This window comes from Streptomyces sp. A5-4 (assembly GCF_051131715.1).
Classification (GTDB): domain Bacteria; phylum Actinomycetota; class Actinomycetes; order Streptomycetales; family Streptomycetaceae; genus Streptomyces.
On sequence record NZ_CP178591.1, the window covers coordinates 2,535,313 to 2,550,555 of the forward strand.

A 15,243-nucleotide genomic window follows, 5' to 3' on the forward strand; every position below is an offset into this window, starting at 1 on the left:
TCTTCGACCTCCTCAGGGAGTAGAGAGCCCCGCCCGCATACGGCGGCCGTGGTAGTCACGCCCCCGGCCGGCAGGAGGAAGGCGCCTCATGGGAAACAGTACGGACCCCCGTCCGGAGAGCACCCGGGCCACCCGGATCCGGCGCGCGACGACGGTGGCCGAGCTGACCGCCGCCGAGCACCTCTTCGACGGCCCGGCCCGCCCCGAGTGGGCCGAGCGCTTCCTGGCCGCGCCCGGCCATCTGATGCTCGTCGCGTACGTCGACGGGGCGCCGGCCGGCATGGTCTCGGGCATCGAGATGCACCATCCGGACAAGGGCACCGAGATGTGCCTGTACGAGCTGTCGGTCGCCGAGGCGTACCGCCGCCGGGGCGTCGGCCGCGCCCTCACCCAGGCCCTGGCCTCGTACGCGCGCGAGCTCGGCTGCTACGACATGTGGGTCGGGGTGGACCTGGACAACGACGCGGCGCTGGCGACGTACCGCTCGGCGCGGGCGGCGGACGACGGCGAGTTCGCGATGCTGACCTGGACGTTCGGGTAAGGGGCCTCGCGTCGGGCCGACGCTTGCTCACTACCCTGGGCGTCCGCACGCACGAGAGGGGGCATCGCCCCATGGAGATCGCGTTCAAGGCGTCGTTCATGCTTGCCGTGGCGGCCGAGATGGTCCTGGTCGGCGTGCTGGTCTCCCAGATCTGGCGCCGGCAGCGACACGGGAGCACGCACCCCCCGGTGTTCACCGGCGGCGACACGCTGACCGCGGCCGCGCTGTTCGGCGGCACGATGATGCTCACAGCGCTGCTCACCCACGGGTGGAGCGGTCTGTGGTCGCAGGACACTTTGCTGTACGCGGCGACCGTCGGCATCGTCACGGCCGGACTCGCCGCCTTCGTGCGCCGATGGGACAGGGGGCAGCCCGCGCACGGGTGCATCGTCTTCCTGCTGCCGCTCGGGCTCGGTGTACTGGCAGGCCTGGCCGGCGTCTGATCCGAGACGCCGCATCCGGTGGAAAAGTGCTGGCAGTGCCGAGATTGGCATGGCAGCATCGCGCGCATGACATCGCAACACGGAGGCCATGCCGCGTAGGCGGCCCAAGCAGGTCCGCGCCGACCTCGCGGTGCGGCGGCGGTGCCGGAGAAATGACCTGAGTCCGATCAGCGGGGTTTCACGGCGGACGCTGTACGAAATCCTCCGCATCGAGGAGACCCGCAACTACCTCTGGGCCGGGGCCGTCAGCCAATCGCTGCGGAGATGGCGCAGGTTCGTACACGAACCAGGTCGCAGGAGCTGGGACCCCGACTACCCCGGCTGCACGGAATGGCTCTGCTGTGGGGACCCGCGTATCGCGCGCCAAAACCTGGAGGGCGCAATGCTGGCCCTGCGAAGCCCGGCCGCCCGCGAACTACGCTCCCTCGTATCCGAGTTGGACGCGCTCTACTGACGCCGGAAGTCACCGTCGGCAGTCCCGGTCAGGCACCCGCGCGCCTGACATATCCCTGACGTGTCCCTGAGCCGAGGCCGACCAAGCGTGTCCGTCCGACACCGCGATGCTCACTCGGGCAGTGATGCGGTGAGATCCACCTCAACGAGCTGCCCACCGAAGCCGAGTTGTGCGACGCCCAGGAGGGTGCTGGCGGTGGTGAACGCCGGACCGACGACCGAGCCGGTGAGCCGCCGCCACGCGTCGCCCAGAACCTGGGCGTCGTCGCTGCGCACGTAGATCACCGAGCGCACAACATGCCGGGGCTGGGCCCCAACCGCAGCCAGGGCGGTCAGCGCGTTCGCCGCGACCTGATCGATCTGCTCGTCCAGGGAGTCCGGACCGACGAGGAAACCCTGTCGGTCGAGCGGGCACTGCCCCGCCAGGTAGGCCGTACGACCGGTCTCGACCACAGTGATGGTCCGCTGGTCCGGAGAGAGGCGAGCTGTGAGCCCGTTTCGCCCGTGACATTCGCCGCTCGCCGGTCTCGGCCCCAGGGTCACAATGGGGCGCCTCAGCCCACCGTGAGGTGTCCCAGCAGTTCGTCCCCCGCCGGGTACGCCGTTTCCTCCGGCAGCAGGGCCGTCGCCGCGTCCAGGTCTCCGGTGCGCACCAGGGCGTGGATCTGCCGGGCGAGGGGCGTGACGTCGGTGATGGACACCGTCCACTCGTCCGCGTAACGGCCCGCCGCCTCGCCCGCCAGGCCGAGCTGGAGCGAGCGGTGCGGCAGTGCGTTCAGGTGCAGATCACGCTCCGGGTCCCACTGGACACGGGCCGGCGCCCGCCTCAACTCCCGTTTCCAGGTGGCCTCGTCGGGGTGCAGGCCACGCACGTAGTGCGACATGCAAGCATTGCGCAGGGCCCACTCGAAGCCGGTACGGGCGATCTCCACCGCCAGGACCGTCTCCTGGCTCTCCTTCTCGCCCCACCCGCAGCGGTACATCATCCACAGGAACGACGGTTTGATCCACGTCATGCGGTCCCGCTTCCAGGCCGCCGGGAAGCGGTCGTCGCGGGCCGCCGGGAGGCCGAGGGACGGGGCGTACGCCTGGTAGACGGTGACTGTCGTCTCCGTGTGCAGGGCTCGGATGCGGTGGGTCGGCTCCATCAGAGGGCCAGGTGCATCATGTGCACGCCCACGTAGCCCTTCGTGGGGTGGTTGAAGCCCTCGGGCAGCGTGCCGATCACCTTGAAGCCGATCGACTCGTACAGCTTCACTGCGTACACGTTCGTCTCGACCACCGCGTTGAACTGCATCGCCCGGTACCCCTGCGCCCGCGCCCACGCCACGCTGTGCTCGACGAGCGCCCGGCCCACACCCCGGCCCGACTGCTTCGGGTCCACCAGGTAGGTGGCGCTCGCGATGTGCGAGCCGTTGCCCTGGTGGTTGCGGTTCATCTTGGCGGTGCCCAGGACCGTGCCGTCGTCGTCCACGGCCACGACCGTACGGTTCGGGGCGGGCAGGTACCACCAGCCGCGGCCGTCGTCCTCGCCGAGCTCCAGCGGGTATGTGAGTGTCTCCCCCGCGGCGACGATCTCCTGGAAGAACGGCCAGACGGCGGGCCAGTCCTCAGGGGTGGCTTCTCTGATCAACATGGGGCCCAGCATGCCCTCCCCTGCCGGGTGGCCGCCAACCCTTTCCACCCGCCTCCCATGACAAATGTCCCGCGCAGGTCAGGTCACGCGACTCTGCGCGGCCAACAGGTGTGGCTGACAGGCTTTTTCGTAGCGAGAACACGGAAAACGCTGCTGGGCGAGAGCGTGGTCCGGGTGGTGGGCGCGTACACCGTGCCCATCGACACCATGATGGGGCTCGGTGGCCTGATGGCCGCGGTGACCATCAGTGCCACGATCGTGGTCTCGGGCCGGCTGGCGGTCGCCCCGATGGGGAAGATGATCGCGAGCGGGATCGAGGGGGACACGGGTGTGGTCGCGGTGTCCGCAGCCGGGACTGACGTTTCGGTCGATGCCCGCTAACCTGGCCGCGCCCGACGAAGAGATTCGCAGGAGGTCTCCATGGCTGAGCTGTTGGTGTCGCACGAGCTGGATGTCGTGGTCGACCACCGGTTGGTGGGGCTCCTCGACGAGGCGTGCGCCGCGGGTGAGCGACCGCCCTCCCCCCACACCCTTGGGCACTGGCTGAGTACGACGCCGGGGATGGTCTATCTGGAGAGCGACGAGGACATTCTCGGCGCCCGGCTCAGGCTGGAGGCGTGGGACGGGGACGCGCCGTTCGTGCGGGAGCAGTGGCCGCGCACCGATGTCATCGTGCTCGATCTGCCATCGGGCGTGCTGGGTGTGGACGAGATCGCCGCCGGCGGCAAGTCACAGGTCTTCCGGGTGCCTTCCCCGGGGCGGTGGCACGCCCGGGTGTCGTGGCGCCCGGGCGTCCTGGACCTGGACGGGACGGGCACGGAGCCGGAGGCGTGGGCTCTGGTGCAGTTCTGGCCGGTGGCCGAGTAGCCGGCGCAGTCGGGCAGCGCGGCCCGGGGCGCTGTCAACGCACCCCGGGTCACGCCGACTTGAGCCCTACGACACAATCGGGACGAAGAACTTCTCCCGGTCGAGAATGCGGTCGTTCATGTACCAGCGGCCCAGCCTGCGGCCCGCCTCCTGGTTCACCTCGGAGTTGACCCACCGCACCGAGTAGTGCCGCTCGTACGCCGGGCCACCGCCGTCGTTCGGGAACAGGAACCGGCCCGCCCCCTCGTACGTCGACGCGAACGCGTACTCGTCGCAGTCGTACGGACCCTGGTCGACCGGGAGCGTCGCCTTGAGGTCCTGCATCTCCTTGGTGCGGCAGTAGTTGGTGACGATGCGCCGGTTCTCGTCGTAGCGGAACTGCTCATCGGTGCCCTTGCTCGGCGCGAGCCGGTGGATGGGGTCCTCGGCGTTCCCGCCGTGCAGGACCTTGCCCGGCTGCGTCGGCATCGTGGTGTCCGGCGCGGACCTGGCGTCTTCGAGGTGCTGGGCCACGCCCGCGACCTCCGGCTGGGACTTGGCGTACGAGAGCCCCGGTGTCGCCCGGTCGAAGATGCTGCCCTTCTTCTCCTCGGGGAGGTAGTAGGCGGAGTCGAAACGCATGCCGCCCTCGGGGCTCTCGGTGTCGATGAACTGCCAGTACCACGGCAGGTCGAAGTCGTACTCGATGTGGAAGACGCCGGTCCCGATCTGCTCGCCCATCGACACGTCGGGCGTCGACGCCTGGGAGATCACGTCGAGTGTGGCGTCACCGTTGCTCTGCCACTCCTTGATCGATTTTTCGGTCGACTCCTTGAGGCCCCCGAAGCAGGCGTTGCCGTCGTTCTGCGGGTAGTCCTCGTCGAGGTAGTTTCCGTCGCACTCGATCGTCGCTTCCAGATCGGCGCCCGACCTGGCGAACGGCCCGGTGGCGCTGATGACGCCGACGTTCAGCTGGAACTCCGCCCAGCGGCTCTCCGAGTTGGTCTCGTAACTGCCGAGTTTCCCTTGGCCGATCAGGACGTTGCGGGACACGAACACACCGGTGGTCCGGCAGCGGGGCGGGAAGATCCCGCACTCGACGGCCGGGATGGCGACCAGGTGGATCTGGCAGTACGAGTAACGGTTCTTGATCCACCCGATGTCCCGTGAGGCCAGATCGTAGTTCTGGTCCATGCACTGCGCGCGGGTCGCGTAGTCGTAGATGTCCGCGGGCTTGCTGCCGCGTGGGAAGCGCGAGGAGTCCGTGACGAAGGACGGGTCCGCCAGCTGCGCCGCGCTCCGCGCGCGCTTGCCGGTCAGCTCGGACGGTCCGTCGGAGGTGGCGGGTTCGACGCCGAAGCGGTCCAGGTTCCCCTTGGCCTTCAGCTCGGCCACGACCTTCTCCGGGTTCTTGACGAGGTCCGGATCGGAGATCACGTACGGCTTGGCGGAGTAGGTCTTCCTGTCCTGCGGGTCCGGGGCGGTGGCCGCGTCGGCTGGGGCCACGCCCAGTGTGAGCAGTCCGGCGCTCAGGCCGGCCAGCAGTGCGTTCCGGAGGGATATGAGCTTCATAACGAGGCCCCCTGCCGAGTGAGCCGTGCGCCCCTGATCCCTCTGCCTGTTCTGGTCAACTAGTCCTCCTGCAAAGCCAGTTGAAGCGCTTACTGTGGGACTTGCGGGACCAATCGAAGCATAGGGATGTCATGCACACGACCATCTGAAACGTAAAATCCCCCCTCGGCCGCAAAAAACCTCCGGCCCGTACGGAGGGGGATCCGTACGGGCCGGAGGCCGGAGGTGTGGGCAGTGGATCAGTGGTTGCGCGGGAACCCCAGGTCGACGCCGGAGGGGCCGTCCGCCGGGTCCGGCCAGCGGGTCGTGACGACCTTGCCGCGGGTGTAGAAGTGCACGCCGTCGTTGCCGTAGATGTGGTGGTCGCCGAAGAGCGAGTCCTTCCAGCCACCGAAGGAGTGGTAGCCGACGGGGACCGGGATCGGCACGTTCACGCCGACCATGCCGGCCTCGACCTCCAGCTGGAAGCGGCGGGCGGCGCCGCCGTCGCGGGTGAAGATCGCGGTGCCGTTGCCGTACGGCGAGGCGTTGATGAGGGCGAGGCCGTCCTCGTAGCTGTCGGCGCGCAGGACGCACAGCACCGGGCCGAAGATCTCGTCGCGGTACGCGTCGGAGTCCGTCGGGACGTGGTCCAGGAGGGACAGCCCGATCCAGTGGCCGTCCTCGAAGCCGTCGACCGTGTGGCCCGTGCCGTCCAGGACGACCGTGGAGCCCTGGGCCGCCGCGCCCGTGACGTACGAGGCGACCTTGTCGCGATGGGCCGCGGTGATCAGCGGGCCCATCTCGGACGCCGGGTCGTTGCCGGGGCCGATCTTGATCTTCTCGGCGCGGGAGCGGATCTTCTCGACCAGCTCGTCGCCGATCGCGCCGACCGCCACCACCGCGGAGATCGCCATGCAGCGCTCGCCCGCCGACCCGTAGGCGGCGGACACCGCGGCGTCGGCGGCGGCGTCGAGGTCCGCGTCCGGGAGGACCAGCATGTGGTTCTTGGCGCCGCCGAGCGCCTGTACGCGCTTGCCGTTGGCGGAGGCCGTCGCGTGGATGTGGCGGGCGATCGGGGTCGAGCCGACGAAGGAGATCGCTGCCACGTCCGGGTGGGCGAGCAGCGCGTCCACCGCGACCTTGTCACCGTGCAGCACATTGAGCACGCCGTCGGGCAGACCGGCCTCGGACGCCAGCTCGGCGAGCTTCAGCGAGGCGGACGGGTCCTTCTCGCTGGGCTTGAGCACGAACGTGTTGCCGCAGGCGATGGCCAGCGGGAACATCCACATCGGCACCATGGCCGGGAAGTTGAAGGGCGTGATGCCCGCGACGACGCCGATCGACTGGCGGATCGACGAGACGTCGACCCGGTTGGAGACCTGGGTGGACAGCTCGCCCTTGAGCTGGGTGGTGATGCCACAGGCCAGCTCCACGATCTCCAGGCCGCGGGCGACCTCGCCGAGCGCGTCGGAGTGCACCTTGCCGTGCTCGGCGGTGATCAGCGCGGCGATGTCGTCGCGGTGCGCGTCGAGCAACGCGCGGTACCGGAAGAGGACGGCGGTACGAGCGGACAGGGACGCGGTGCCCCAGGTCGCGTACGCGGCCTTGGCGGACGCGACGGCCGCGTCCACCTCTTCGACGGAGGCGAGCGCCACCTGGGTGGTCACGGCGCCGGTGGCCGGGTCGGTGACCGGACCCCAGTTGCCCGACGCGCCCTCGACGGCCTTGCCGCCGATGAAGTGGTTGATCGTCTTCATCTCAAAACTCCTTGTATCGCAGGCGGGGCGGTCAGAGATGGCGGCGTCGCGCGACGGCTTGACGGTCGTACTCCTCCCGGGCCTTGATCGTCGACGGTCGGGTCGCGGTCTCGGCCACAGGAACATCCCACCACGCCTGGGCCGGCGGCGGGCCCGACACTGTGTCTGCCGTTTCGGTCTCGACGTAGACACATGTGGGGCGCTCCGACGAACGCGCCTCCGCGAGGGCTTCCCGCAGGTCACGCACGGTCTTGGCGCGAATGACATGCAGGCCGAGCGAGGCGGCGTTGGCGGCCAGGTCCACCGGGAGCGGCCCGCCGGTGTACGAACCGTCGGGGGCCCGGAAGCGGTAGGCCGTGCCGAAGCGCTCGGCGCCCACCGACTCGGAGAGGCCGCCGATGGAGGCGTAGCCGTGGTTCTGCAGGATCACGATCTTGACGGGGAGGCTCTCCTGGACGGCGGTGACGATTTCGGTGGGGTTCATCAGATACGTACCGTCGCCGACCAGGGCCCAGACGGGCCGGTGCGGGGCGGCGAGCTGCACGCCGATCGCGGCCGGGATCTCGTAGCCCATGCAGGAGTAGCCGTACTCGACGTGGTACTGGTCGCGGGACCTGGTCCGCCACAGTTTGTGCAGGTCGCCGGGGAGCGATCCGGCCGCGTTGATGACGATGTCGTCGTGGGTGACGAGGCTGTCGAGTACGCCGAGGACCTGGACCTGGGTGGGGCGGGCGTCCTCGTCGGGCACGGCGTAGGCGGCGGTGACCCGCTCCTCCCAGCGCTCTTTGACCTCGGTGTACCCACGCGTGTGGGCGTCGGGGACCCGGTGGTCCTTGAGGGCCTGCTGGAGGGCCTGGAGCCCGATGCGGGCATCCGCGACCAGGGGCAGGGCGGCCATCTTGTGCGCGTCGAAGCCGGTGATGTTGAGGTTGAGGAAGCGGACGTCCGGGTCCTCGAAGAGGGTCGAGGACGCGGTGGTGAAGTCGGAGTAGCGGGTGCCGACGCCGATCACCAGATCCGCGGTGCGGGCGAGTTCGTCGGCGGTGGCGGTGCCGGTGTGGCCGATGCCGCCGACGTCGCAGGGGTGGTCGTACGGGAGCGAGCCCTTGCCCGCCTGGGTGGAGGCGACGGGGACGCCCGTGGCCTCGGCGAAGTCGGCCAGGGCGGACTCGGCGCCGCTGTGGTGGACACCGCCGCCCGCGACCAGCAGGGGCCGCCGGGCCTCCCGGAACGCCCGTACCGCGTCGGCGAGTTCATGCCGGTCGGGCTCCTGGGCCCGGATCCGCCAGACGCGCTCCGCGAAGAACTCCTCCGGCCAGTCGTACGCCTCGGCCTGTACGTCCTGCGGCAGCGCGAGCGTGACCGCGCCGGTCTGCGCGGGGTCGGCCAGGACGCGCATCGCGCCGAGCGCGGCGGGGATCAGCGCCTCGGGGCGATGGACCCGGTCGAAGAACCGCGACACCGGGCGCAGACAGTCGTTGACCGAGATGTCACCGGCGTATGGGACTTCGAGCTGCTGGAGCACGGGGTCGGCGGGGCGGGTCGCGAAGGTGTCGCCGGGCAGCAGCAGCACCGGGAGGTGGTTGATGGTCGCGAGGGCGGCGCCGGTGACGAGGTTGGTGGCGCCGGGGCCGATGGAGGTGGTCACGGCGTGCGCGGAGAGCCGGCCGCTCTGGCGGGCGTATCCGACGGCGGCGTGCACCATGGCCTGCTCGTTGCGGCCCTGGTAGTACGGCATGTCGGCGGAGCCGGGCTCCAGGAGGGCCTGGCCGATGCCCGCCACATTGCCGTGGCCGAAGATGCCCCAGGTGCCGGCGATCAGCCGGTGGCGGACGCCGTCGCGCTCGGTGTACTGGCGGGCCAGGAAGGCGACCAGGGCCTGGGCGGTGGTCAGACGGCGGGTGCCGGAGCGGCCCGCCGGGGGTCGGCCCGGTTCGGGTCGGCTGGTGGTCATCGGGGGTCCTCCGGTCCGTACAGCGGCAGGCGGGGGTCGACGGGCCGGGCGGGCCAGGTGTCGCGGATCCACCCGTGGTCGGGGTGGTCGCGGATCAGCCACTGCCGCTCCTCCCCCGGGCCCGCCATGACGTTGAGGTAGTACAGGGTGTGGCCGGGCGGGGCGATGGACGGGCCGTGCCAGCCGTCGGGGATCAGGACGGCGTCGCCGGTACGGACCTCGGCCAGGACGTCCGTACCGCCGGGGCGGGACGGGGAGACCCGGTGGTAGCCGAGACCTTCCCCGCCGCCCGCCGCGGACCCCGCGCCTTCGCGGGCTTCGAGCTCGAAGTAGTAGATCTCTTCGAGCTCGGCCTCCTCACCGGGGCGGTGCTCGTCGTGCTTGTGCGGGGGGTACGAGGACCAGTTGCCGCCGGGGGTGAGGACTTCGACGGCGATGAGCCGGTCGCAGTCGAAGGTGTCGGCGGCGGCGAAGTTGTTGACCTGGCGCGAGCAGTTGCCGGTGCCACGGAGCTCGACGGGTACCTCCGGCGCGGGGCCGTAGCGGGCGGGGAGCTGTCGCTCGCACTTCGCTCCTGCCAGGGCGAAGCGGCCTCCCGCACCGGAGGCGATCTGGGCGTGGGCGTCGCGCGGCACGTACGCGAAGTCGGTGACTCCGCTGAACACGCTGTCTCTGCCCCGCAGTTCGATGATCTCTCCATCGACGAGGACCGTACAGCCGCCGGCCAGCGGCAGCACGATCCATTCGCTGTCCCCGGCGGTGAGCAACTGGGTGCCACCGGCCGCCAGTTCAAGCACGCGCAGGCTGGACCGGCTCCAGCCGGCCCTCTTGGGGTCGATGTCCAGGGCGTACGGCCCGCGGGCCGCTGTCCCGGCCCGTACGTGCAGGTCGTTCGCGTCGCTCATGTCGTCGTCACCGGCGTTGCCCCTGGTCCTGTCGTCCGTCGTCATGAGGTGTCCCTACCCGCCCTTCGCCGTCCGCTACAGCAGCCCGACGGCGGTGTCGACCGCCCCCGTCACGTCTCCGTCGGCCGGATAGAGCAGCGAGCGGCCGACGACCAGCCCCTGCACGGTCGGCAGCCGCAGCGCCTTGCGCCACTTCTCGTACGCGCCGTCCTGGTCGCCGCCCACCTCGCCGCCCAGCAGCACCGCGGGCAGCGTCGAGGTCTCCATGACCCGGGCCATGTCGTCGGGGTCGGCGGTGACCGGGACCTTCAGCCAGGTGTACGCCGATGAGCCGCCGAGCCCGGACGCGATGGCGATGGAGCGGGTGACGGCCTCGGGGCTCAGGTCGGTGTGCAGCTTGCCCGCCACACGGCGGGAGATGAACGGCTCGACGAAGACCGGGAGCCGCCGCTCCGCCATCGCGTCGACGGTACGGGCGGCGGAATGGAGGGTGTTGAGCGATCCGGCGTCCTCGTAGTCGATGCGCAGGAGCAGCTTGCCCGCGTCGAAGCCGTGCCGCTCCAGGTCCTTGGCGCGGTGGCCCGTGAAGCGGTCGTCGAGCTCGAAGGCGGCGCCCGCGAGCCCGCCGCGGTTCATGGAGCCGACCACGACCTTGTCGTCGAGGGCGCCGAGGAGGAGCAGGTCGTCGAGGATGTCCGCGGTGGCGAGCACGCCGTCGACGCCGGGGCGGGAGAGGGCCAGGCAGAGCCGCTCCAGCAGGTCGGCGCGATTGGCCATGGCGAACTCGCGGTCGCCGACCCCGAGGGCGCCGCGGGCCGGGTGGTCCGCGGCGATGATCATGAGCCGTCCACTGTCGCCGACCAGGGGCCGGCGCCGCCGCCGCGCGGCTGCCTCGGCGACGGCCTCGGGGTGACGGGTGCGCACCCGTACGAGCTCGGAGATGCGGATACCGGCGCTCACGACGCGGCCCCGGGGGCGGGGCGCTGGGGTTCCTGGGGCTGTGTGGGCGCGTGGGGCGGCGCGGACTCCCGCGCGAGCTCCTGCGACGGCTGTCCGGCCCTCCGGGGCCGCGCCGGCGACTGCGGCCGTCCGGGGGGAGCCTGCGCGTCCCCGGCCCTCCGCTCCTCCTGCCCTTCCTGCCCGTCCCGCGTCGGGACTTCGCCACCCGCGAGGACCTCGGTGACCTCGGCGGGGTACGGCATCGCGGAGGAGCAGGCCAGCCGGGAGGCGACGATGGCGCCCGCCGCGTTGGCATACCGCATGGTGCGCTCCAGGTCCCAGCCGGCCAGCAGTCCGTGGCACAGCGCCCCGCCGAACGCGTCGCCCGCACCGAGTCCGTTGAGCACCTCCACGGGGACGGGCGGCACTTCGGCCGTCGTGCCGTCCCGGTGGACGGCGAGGACTCCCTTGGGGCCCTGCTTGACGACGGCGAGCTCGACCCCGGCGGCGAGCAGGGCACGGGCGGCGGCGTGCGGCTCCCGCTCTCCCGTGGCGATCTCGCACTCGTCGAGATTGCCGACGGCGACGGTGGCGTGTCGCAGGGCCTCCGCGTAGTGGGGGCGGGCCGTGCCCGGGTCCGCCCAGAACATCGGCCGCCAGTCGAGATCGAAGACGGTGAACCCGGCGGGGGCGCCACCGCCGGGTTCGTCACCACCGGATGCGCCACCGCCGGATGCGCCACCGCCGGATGCGCCACCGCCCTGAGCTTCACCTCCGGCCCCGGCGGGCCGCGGACCCGCGGACCCGCTCCGCGCGGCCAGCGCCGCCAGCGTCGCCCCGCGGCTCGGCTCGGCGCTCAGGCCCGTACCCGTCATCCAGAAGATCCGCGCCGACCTGATCGCGTCGAGGTCCAGCTCGGCGGTGTGGATCTCCAGGTCCGGGGCCTTGGGCTGCCGGTAGAAGTAGAGGGGGAAGTTGTCGGGCGGGAAGATCTCGCAGAAGGTCACCGGGGTCGGCAGGTCCGTGACGCCCGTGACCCACCGGTCGTCGACCCCGAACCGCCCCAGCTCCTGGTGGAGGTAGTCGCCGAACGGGTCCTGCCCGGTCCGGGTGATCACCGCCGTACGGCGGCCCAGCCTGGCCGCCGCGACCGCGACATTGGTCGCGGAGCCCCCCAGGAACTTGCCGAAGGTGTCGACCTGCGCCAGCGCGACCCCGGCCCGCAGCGGATAGAGGTCCACTCCGATCCGGCCCATCGTGATCAGGTCGTACGCATGCGGGCCGTGCGCATGCGGGCCGCACGAATGTGAGTCGTACGAAGACGAATTGGGCGACATGCGCGTCCCTCCGGTTCTGCGACGGAACCAGGTCTAGTCGGCCCGGCCGCGCCCTGTCAACATCTTGTCCTTACATTCGGACGAACTCTTGACACCCTTCTCGAATGGCCGGAAAGCTGGCTCTCATGAGCACTTACGCCGCCCCCGCCTCCGTGCCGGCGCTGACCCGCATCCGGATCGGTTCCGCCCCCGATTCCTGGGGTGTGTGGTTCCCCGACGATCCGCGGCAGGTGCCCTGGGAACGGTTCCTCGACGAGGTCGCCGAGGCCGGATATTCCTGGATCGAGCTCGGCCCGTACGGCTATCTGCCGTCCGATCCGGCCCGCCTCACCGCAGAGACCGCGCGCCGCGGCCTCAAGGTGTCCGCCGGCACCGTCTTCACGGGACTGCATCGCGGCAGCGGGGTCTGGGACGAGACGTGGAAGCACGTCTCGGACATCGCCGAGCTGACCCGGGCCATGGGCGCGGAGCACCTGGTCGTCATCCCGTCCTTCTGGCGCGACGACAAGACCGGCGAGGTCCTGGAGGACCGCACGCTCACCTCCGAGCAGTGGCGGTCGCTCACCACCCAGAGCGAGCGGCTCGGCCACGAGGTGCGTGAGCGGTACGGGCTGAAGATCGTCGTCCATCCGCACGCGGACACCCACATCGACAGCGAGGAGAACGTCAATCGCTTCCTCGACGCGACCGACCCCTCCCTGGTCTCGCTCTGCCTGGATACCGGCCACTACGCGTACTGCGGCGGGGACAGCGTGAAGCTCATCGAGACGTACGGGGAGCGGATCGGCTATCTGCACCTCAAGCAGGTGGACCCGCGGGTCCTGGCCGATGTCGTCGCGGAGGGGGTGCCGTTCGGGCCGGCCGTGGGGCGGGGCGTGATGTGCGAGCCGCCGGCCGGGGTGCCCGCGCTGGAGCCCGTACTGGCGGCGGCGCAGCGGCTGGACGTGGAGCTGTTCGCGATCGTCGAGCAGGACATGTACCCGTGCCCGCCGGACAAGCCGCTGCCGATCGCGCGGCGCACCCGCCGGTTCCTCCGTTCCTGCGGCGCGTAGACGGGAGTCGCCCTGCCCCCTCTCTCCCCATGCATCACAAATGTCACGTCCGTGCCGTTCCTGTCACACATGTCTCCATTACGCGAGTCTTACGTCACAGGCCCTCAACAGCCCCTCCCTTCCCGTCACTCTGCGTCGTTCATCGGGCACAGGCTGAGTGATCGCCAGCGTTCGCGCCCCAGCTCCCCCGATGGCCCCCCGGCCAAGGTTGAGGCGCACGCAGGGAGGTGCCACCGATGACTGACCGCAGGCTCTGGTCGTACAAGGAGATCGCCGCGCACATCAGGGTCCAGCCGGACACCGTGCGTTCGTACCGCAAGCACGGGCTGCTTCCGCCACCCGATCACGTCGAGGGGGGCAAGCCCTACTGGTACGCGGACACCATCCGCACCTGGGTGTCACGCAGGCCCGGCAACAGAGGTCGCAAGGAGTGAGCCCGGCGCGGGGCCCCGTACCGATCGGGCAGACCGGTACGGGGCCCCGCCCATGCCCTCACCACGACTCCGCCCCGCTCCCCGCCCCGTTCGGCAGCGCTTTGCGCGCCGCCGCCGCCCGGCACTTGAGCGCCACCAGGGGGAAGACCAGTACCGACACCATCCCGGCCCCCACCAGCGCCGCCGCCTCGCCCGCGGCCAGGGTGCCGTCGTCGAGGCCGATCGTGGTGATCGCGACGACCAGCGGGAGGGCGGTCGAGCTGAACAGCATCAGTGCCGTACGGTCGCGGCCGGCCATGTCGCGTGGGGCGAGCAGCAGGACCGGCAGTCCGCGTACGAGCAGGAACAGCAGCAGGAAAATGGGCAGGAGCAGCAGGGCCCGACCGCCGTCCAGCAGGGATTTCAGGTCGAATTCGATGCCGGTGACCACAAAGAAGATCGGCACCAGGAAGCCGAAGCCCATCGCCTCGATCTTCGAAAGCACCTCGTCGCTGCTCTCCGGCGCCGCACCGTGCAGCACGATCCGGGTGATCAGCCCGGCGGCGAAGGCGCCGAGCAGGATGTCGAGACCGAGCACCTGCGACGCGCCCAGCATCAGCGCGAGCATGAGCACCACGAGCCGCACCGCGAACTGGCCGCTGCTGTGCAGGGTCTTCGCGATGACCCGGGAGAACCACAGCGCCTTGGGCCGCATCGCCCACAGGACCGCGCCGGCCGTCAGCGCCCCGAAGGCGGCGAGCAGCGCCGTCGACTGGCCCGGGTTGCGCCCGCTCAGCAGCAGCGCCATCGCGATGATCGGGCCGAACTCGCCCACCGCGCCGACGGCCATCATCACCGAGCCGAACCGGCCGTGCAGATCGCCGGAGTCCCGCAGGACGGGCAGGACGGTGCCGAGGGCCGTGCTGGTCAGGGCCGTTCCGATGTAGACGCCCTTGCCGAAGTCGCCCCGCGCGAGCAGCGTGCCGATCGCCAGGCCCATCGCGAGCGCGATCAGCCAGGCCCACACCGAGCGTTTCAGGGTGTCGCCGCGGACCTTGTCGAACTCGATCTCGTACCCGGCCAAGAAGATCAGCATGGCCAGGCCCAGCTCGGAGAGCGCGTCGACGACGGCGTCCGGATGCGCCCAGCCGAGCATGTCGGGGCCGATCACGATGCCGAGCAGGATCTCGAAGATGACCAGCGGGACCGGCAGTCGGCGCCCCACCCCGTAGGCCAGCAGCGGCGCGAGCACCGCGATGGACATGATCAGGATCAGGGTCCCCGTGTGCGACATAGAGGCTGTCTAACATACGATTCGGGCGAAACGGCTGTTATCGGTGCACACAGGTCCGGCTGCATCTCTGCTGCGGAATGGTCGCCGGAGTGGTCGCGTTCATACCCCCTAGGGGTATA

The 15,243-nt window shown here is 70.6% G+C and carries 16 protein-coding genes; 6 read left to right on the forward strand and 10 right to left on the reverse strand.

Annotated elements, in window-relative coordinates; all coding sequences use genetic code 11:
* The first annotated feature begins 88 nt into the window (after nt 1-88).
* Together ACLLJJ_RS11595 and ACLLJJ_RS11600 are read left to right on the forward strand one after the other, a co-directional pair.
* Complete coding sequence (locus tag ACLLJJ_RS11595) at nt 89-541, forward strand: GNAT family N-acetyltransferase (protein ID WP_434589645.1); 453 nt, start codon at nt 89-91, stop codon at nt 539-541.
* Nucleotides 542-612: 71 nt separating this feature from the next.
* Nucleotides 613-984: a hypothetical protein gene (locus tag ACLLJJ_RS11600; protein ID WP_434589648.1), complete on the forward strand. Its 372-nt coding sequence runs from the start codon at nt 613-615 to the stop codon at nt 982-984.
* A 564-nt stretch (nt 985-1,548) separates the two neighbouring features.
* On the opposite strand, the gene ACLLJJ_RS11605 is transcribed toward ACLLJJ_RS11600, so the two are convergent.
* Genes ACLLJJ_RS11605 through ACLLJJ_RS11615 form a run of 3 tightly spaced genes read right to left on the reverse strand, consistent with a single transcriptional unit; the run spans nt 1,549 to nt 3,073 of the window.
* Nucleotides 1,549-1,974, reverse strand: a complete 426-nt coding sequence (locus ACLLJJ_RS11605; RefSeq protein ID WP_434600378.1) for a RidA family protein — start codon at nt 1,972-1,974, stop codon at nt 1,549-1,551.
* 17 nt (nt 1,975-1,991) lie between these two features.
* The gene (locus ACLLJJ_RS11610; protein WP_434589650.1) at nt 1,992-2,585 is read right to left on the reverse strand and encodes a DUF4291 domain-containing protein; all 594 of its coding nucleotides are present in this window, start codon (nt 2,583-2,585) and stop codon (nt 1,992-1,994) included.
* Nucleotides 2,585-3,073, reverse strand: coding sequence for a GNAT family N-acetyltransferase (locus ACLLJJ_RS11615; protein WP_434589653.1), 489 nt, complete (start codon nt 3,071-3,073; stop codon nt 2,585-2,587). Before ACLLJJ_RS11615 ends, ACLLJJ_RS11610 begins: the two co-directional genes overlap by 1 nt.
* Nucleotides 3,074-3,130: 57 nt before the next feature.
* Here ACLLJJ_RS11615 and ACLLJJ_RS11620 point away from each other — a divergent pair, with 57 nt between their 5' ends.
* The gene (locus ACLLJJ_RS11620; protein ID WP_434589655.1) at nt 3,131-3,454 is read left to right on the forward strand and encodes a hypothetical protein; all 324 of its coding nucleotides are present in this window, start codon (nt 3,131-3,133) and stop codon (nt 3,452-3,454) included.
* 39 nt (nt 3,455-3,493) lie between these two features.
* Nucleotides 3,494-3,940, forward strand: coding sequence for a hypothetical protein (locus ACLLJJ_RS11625; RefSeq protein ID WP_434589658.1), 447 nt, complete (start codon nt 3,494-3,496; stop codon nt 3,938-3,940).
* A gap of 66 nt (nt 3,941-4,006) precedes the next feature.
* Here the strand turns inward: ACLLJJ_RS11625 and ACLLJJ_RS11630 are convergent, their stop codons facing one another.
* From ACLLJJ_RS11630 to ACLLJJ_RS11655, 6 genes are all read right to left on the reverse strand, one after another.
* A complete protein-coding gene (locus ACLLJJ_RS11630; protein ID WP_434589660.1) occupies nt 4,007-5,491 on the reverse strand; it encodes a NucA/NucB deoxyribonuclease domain-containing protein in 1,485 nt (494 codons plus the stop codon).
* Nucleotides 5,492-5,730: 239 nt separating this feature from the next.
* The gene (locus ACLLJJ_RS11635; protein WP_434589663.1) at nt 5,731-7,230 is read right to left on the reverse strand and encodes a CoA-acylating methylmalonate-semialdehyde dehydrogenase; all 1,500 of its coding nucleotides are present in this window, start codon (nt 7,228-7,230) and stop codon (nt 5,731-5,733) included.
* 31 nt (nt 7,231-7,261) lie between these two features.
* Complete coding sequence (gene iolD / locus ACLLJJ_RS11640) at nt 7,262-9,184, reverse strand: 3D-(3,5/4)-trihydroxycyclohexane-1,2-dione acylhydrolase (decyclizing) (RefSeq protein ID WP_434589665.1); 1,923 nt, start codon at nt 9,182-9,184, stop codon at nt 7,262-7,264.
* On the reverse strand, nt 9,181-10,089 hold the full coding sequence (gene iolB, locus ACLLJJ_RS11645) for a 5-deoxy-glucuronate isomerase (protein ID WP_434600379.1): 909 nt from the start codon (nt 10,087-10,089) through the stop codon (nt 9,181-9,183). The genes iolD and iolB overlap by 4 nt, the downstream gene beginning before the upstream one ends.
* Before the next feature lie 75 nt (nt 10,090-10,164).
* Nucleotides 10,165-11,031, reverse strand: coding sequence for a Cgl0159 family (beta/alpha)8-fold protein (locus tag ACLLJJ_RS11650; protein WP_434600380.1), 867 nt, complete (start codon nt 11,029-11,031; stop codon nt 10,165-10,167).
* Between the two features lie 14 nt (nt 11,032-11,045).
* Entirely contained in the window at nt 11,046-12,365 is a 1,320-nt protein-coding gene (locus ACLLJJ_RS11655; protein WP_434589667.1) for a PfkB family carbohydrate kinase, read from the reverse strand.
* A 125-nt stretch (nt 12,366-12,490) separates the two neighbouring features.
* On the opposite strand from ACLLJJ_RS11655, the gene ACLLJJ_RS11660 reads away from it, so the two are divergent.
* Complete coding sequence (locus ACLLJJ_RS11660) at nt 12,491-13,417, forward strand: sugar phosphate isomerase/epimerase family protein (RefSeq protein ID WP_434589669.1); 927 nt, start codon at nt 12,491-12,493, stop codon at nt 13,415-13,417.
* A gap of 236 nt (nt 13,418-13,653) precedes the next feature.
* The gene (locus ACLLJJ_RS11665; RefSeq protein WP_434589671.1) at nt 13,654-13,851 is read left to right on the forward strand and encodes a helix-turn-helix transcriptional regulator; all 198 of its coding nucleotides are present in this window, start codon (nt 13,654-13,656) and stop codon (nt 13,849-13,851) included.
* A gap of 58 nt (nt 13,852-13,909) precedes the next feature.
* Here the strand turns inward: ACLLJJ_RS11665 and ACLLJJ_RS11670 are convergent, their stop codons facing one another.
* Nucleotides 13,910-15,124 carry a cation:proton antiporter gene (locus ACLLJJ_RS11670; RefSeq protein ID WP_434589674.1) on the reverse strand — a complete coding sequence of 405 codons (1,215 nt, stop codon included), beginning with the start codon at nt 15,122-15,124 and terminating at the stop codon, nt 13,910-13,912.
* Between the last annotated feature and the right edge of the window lie 119 nt (nt 15,125-15,243).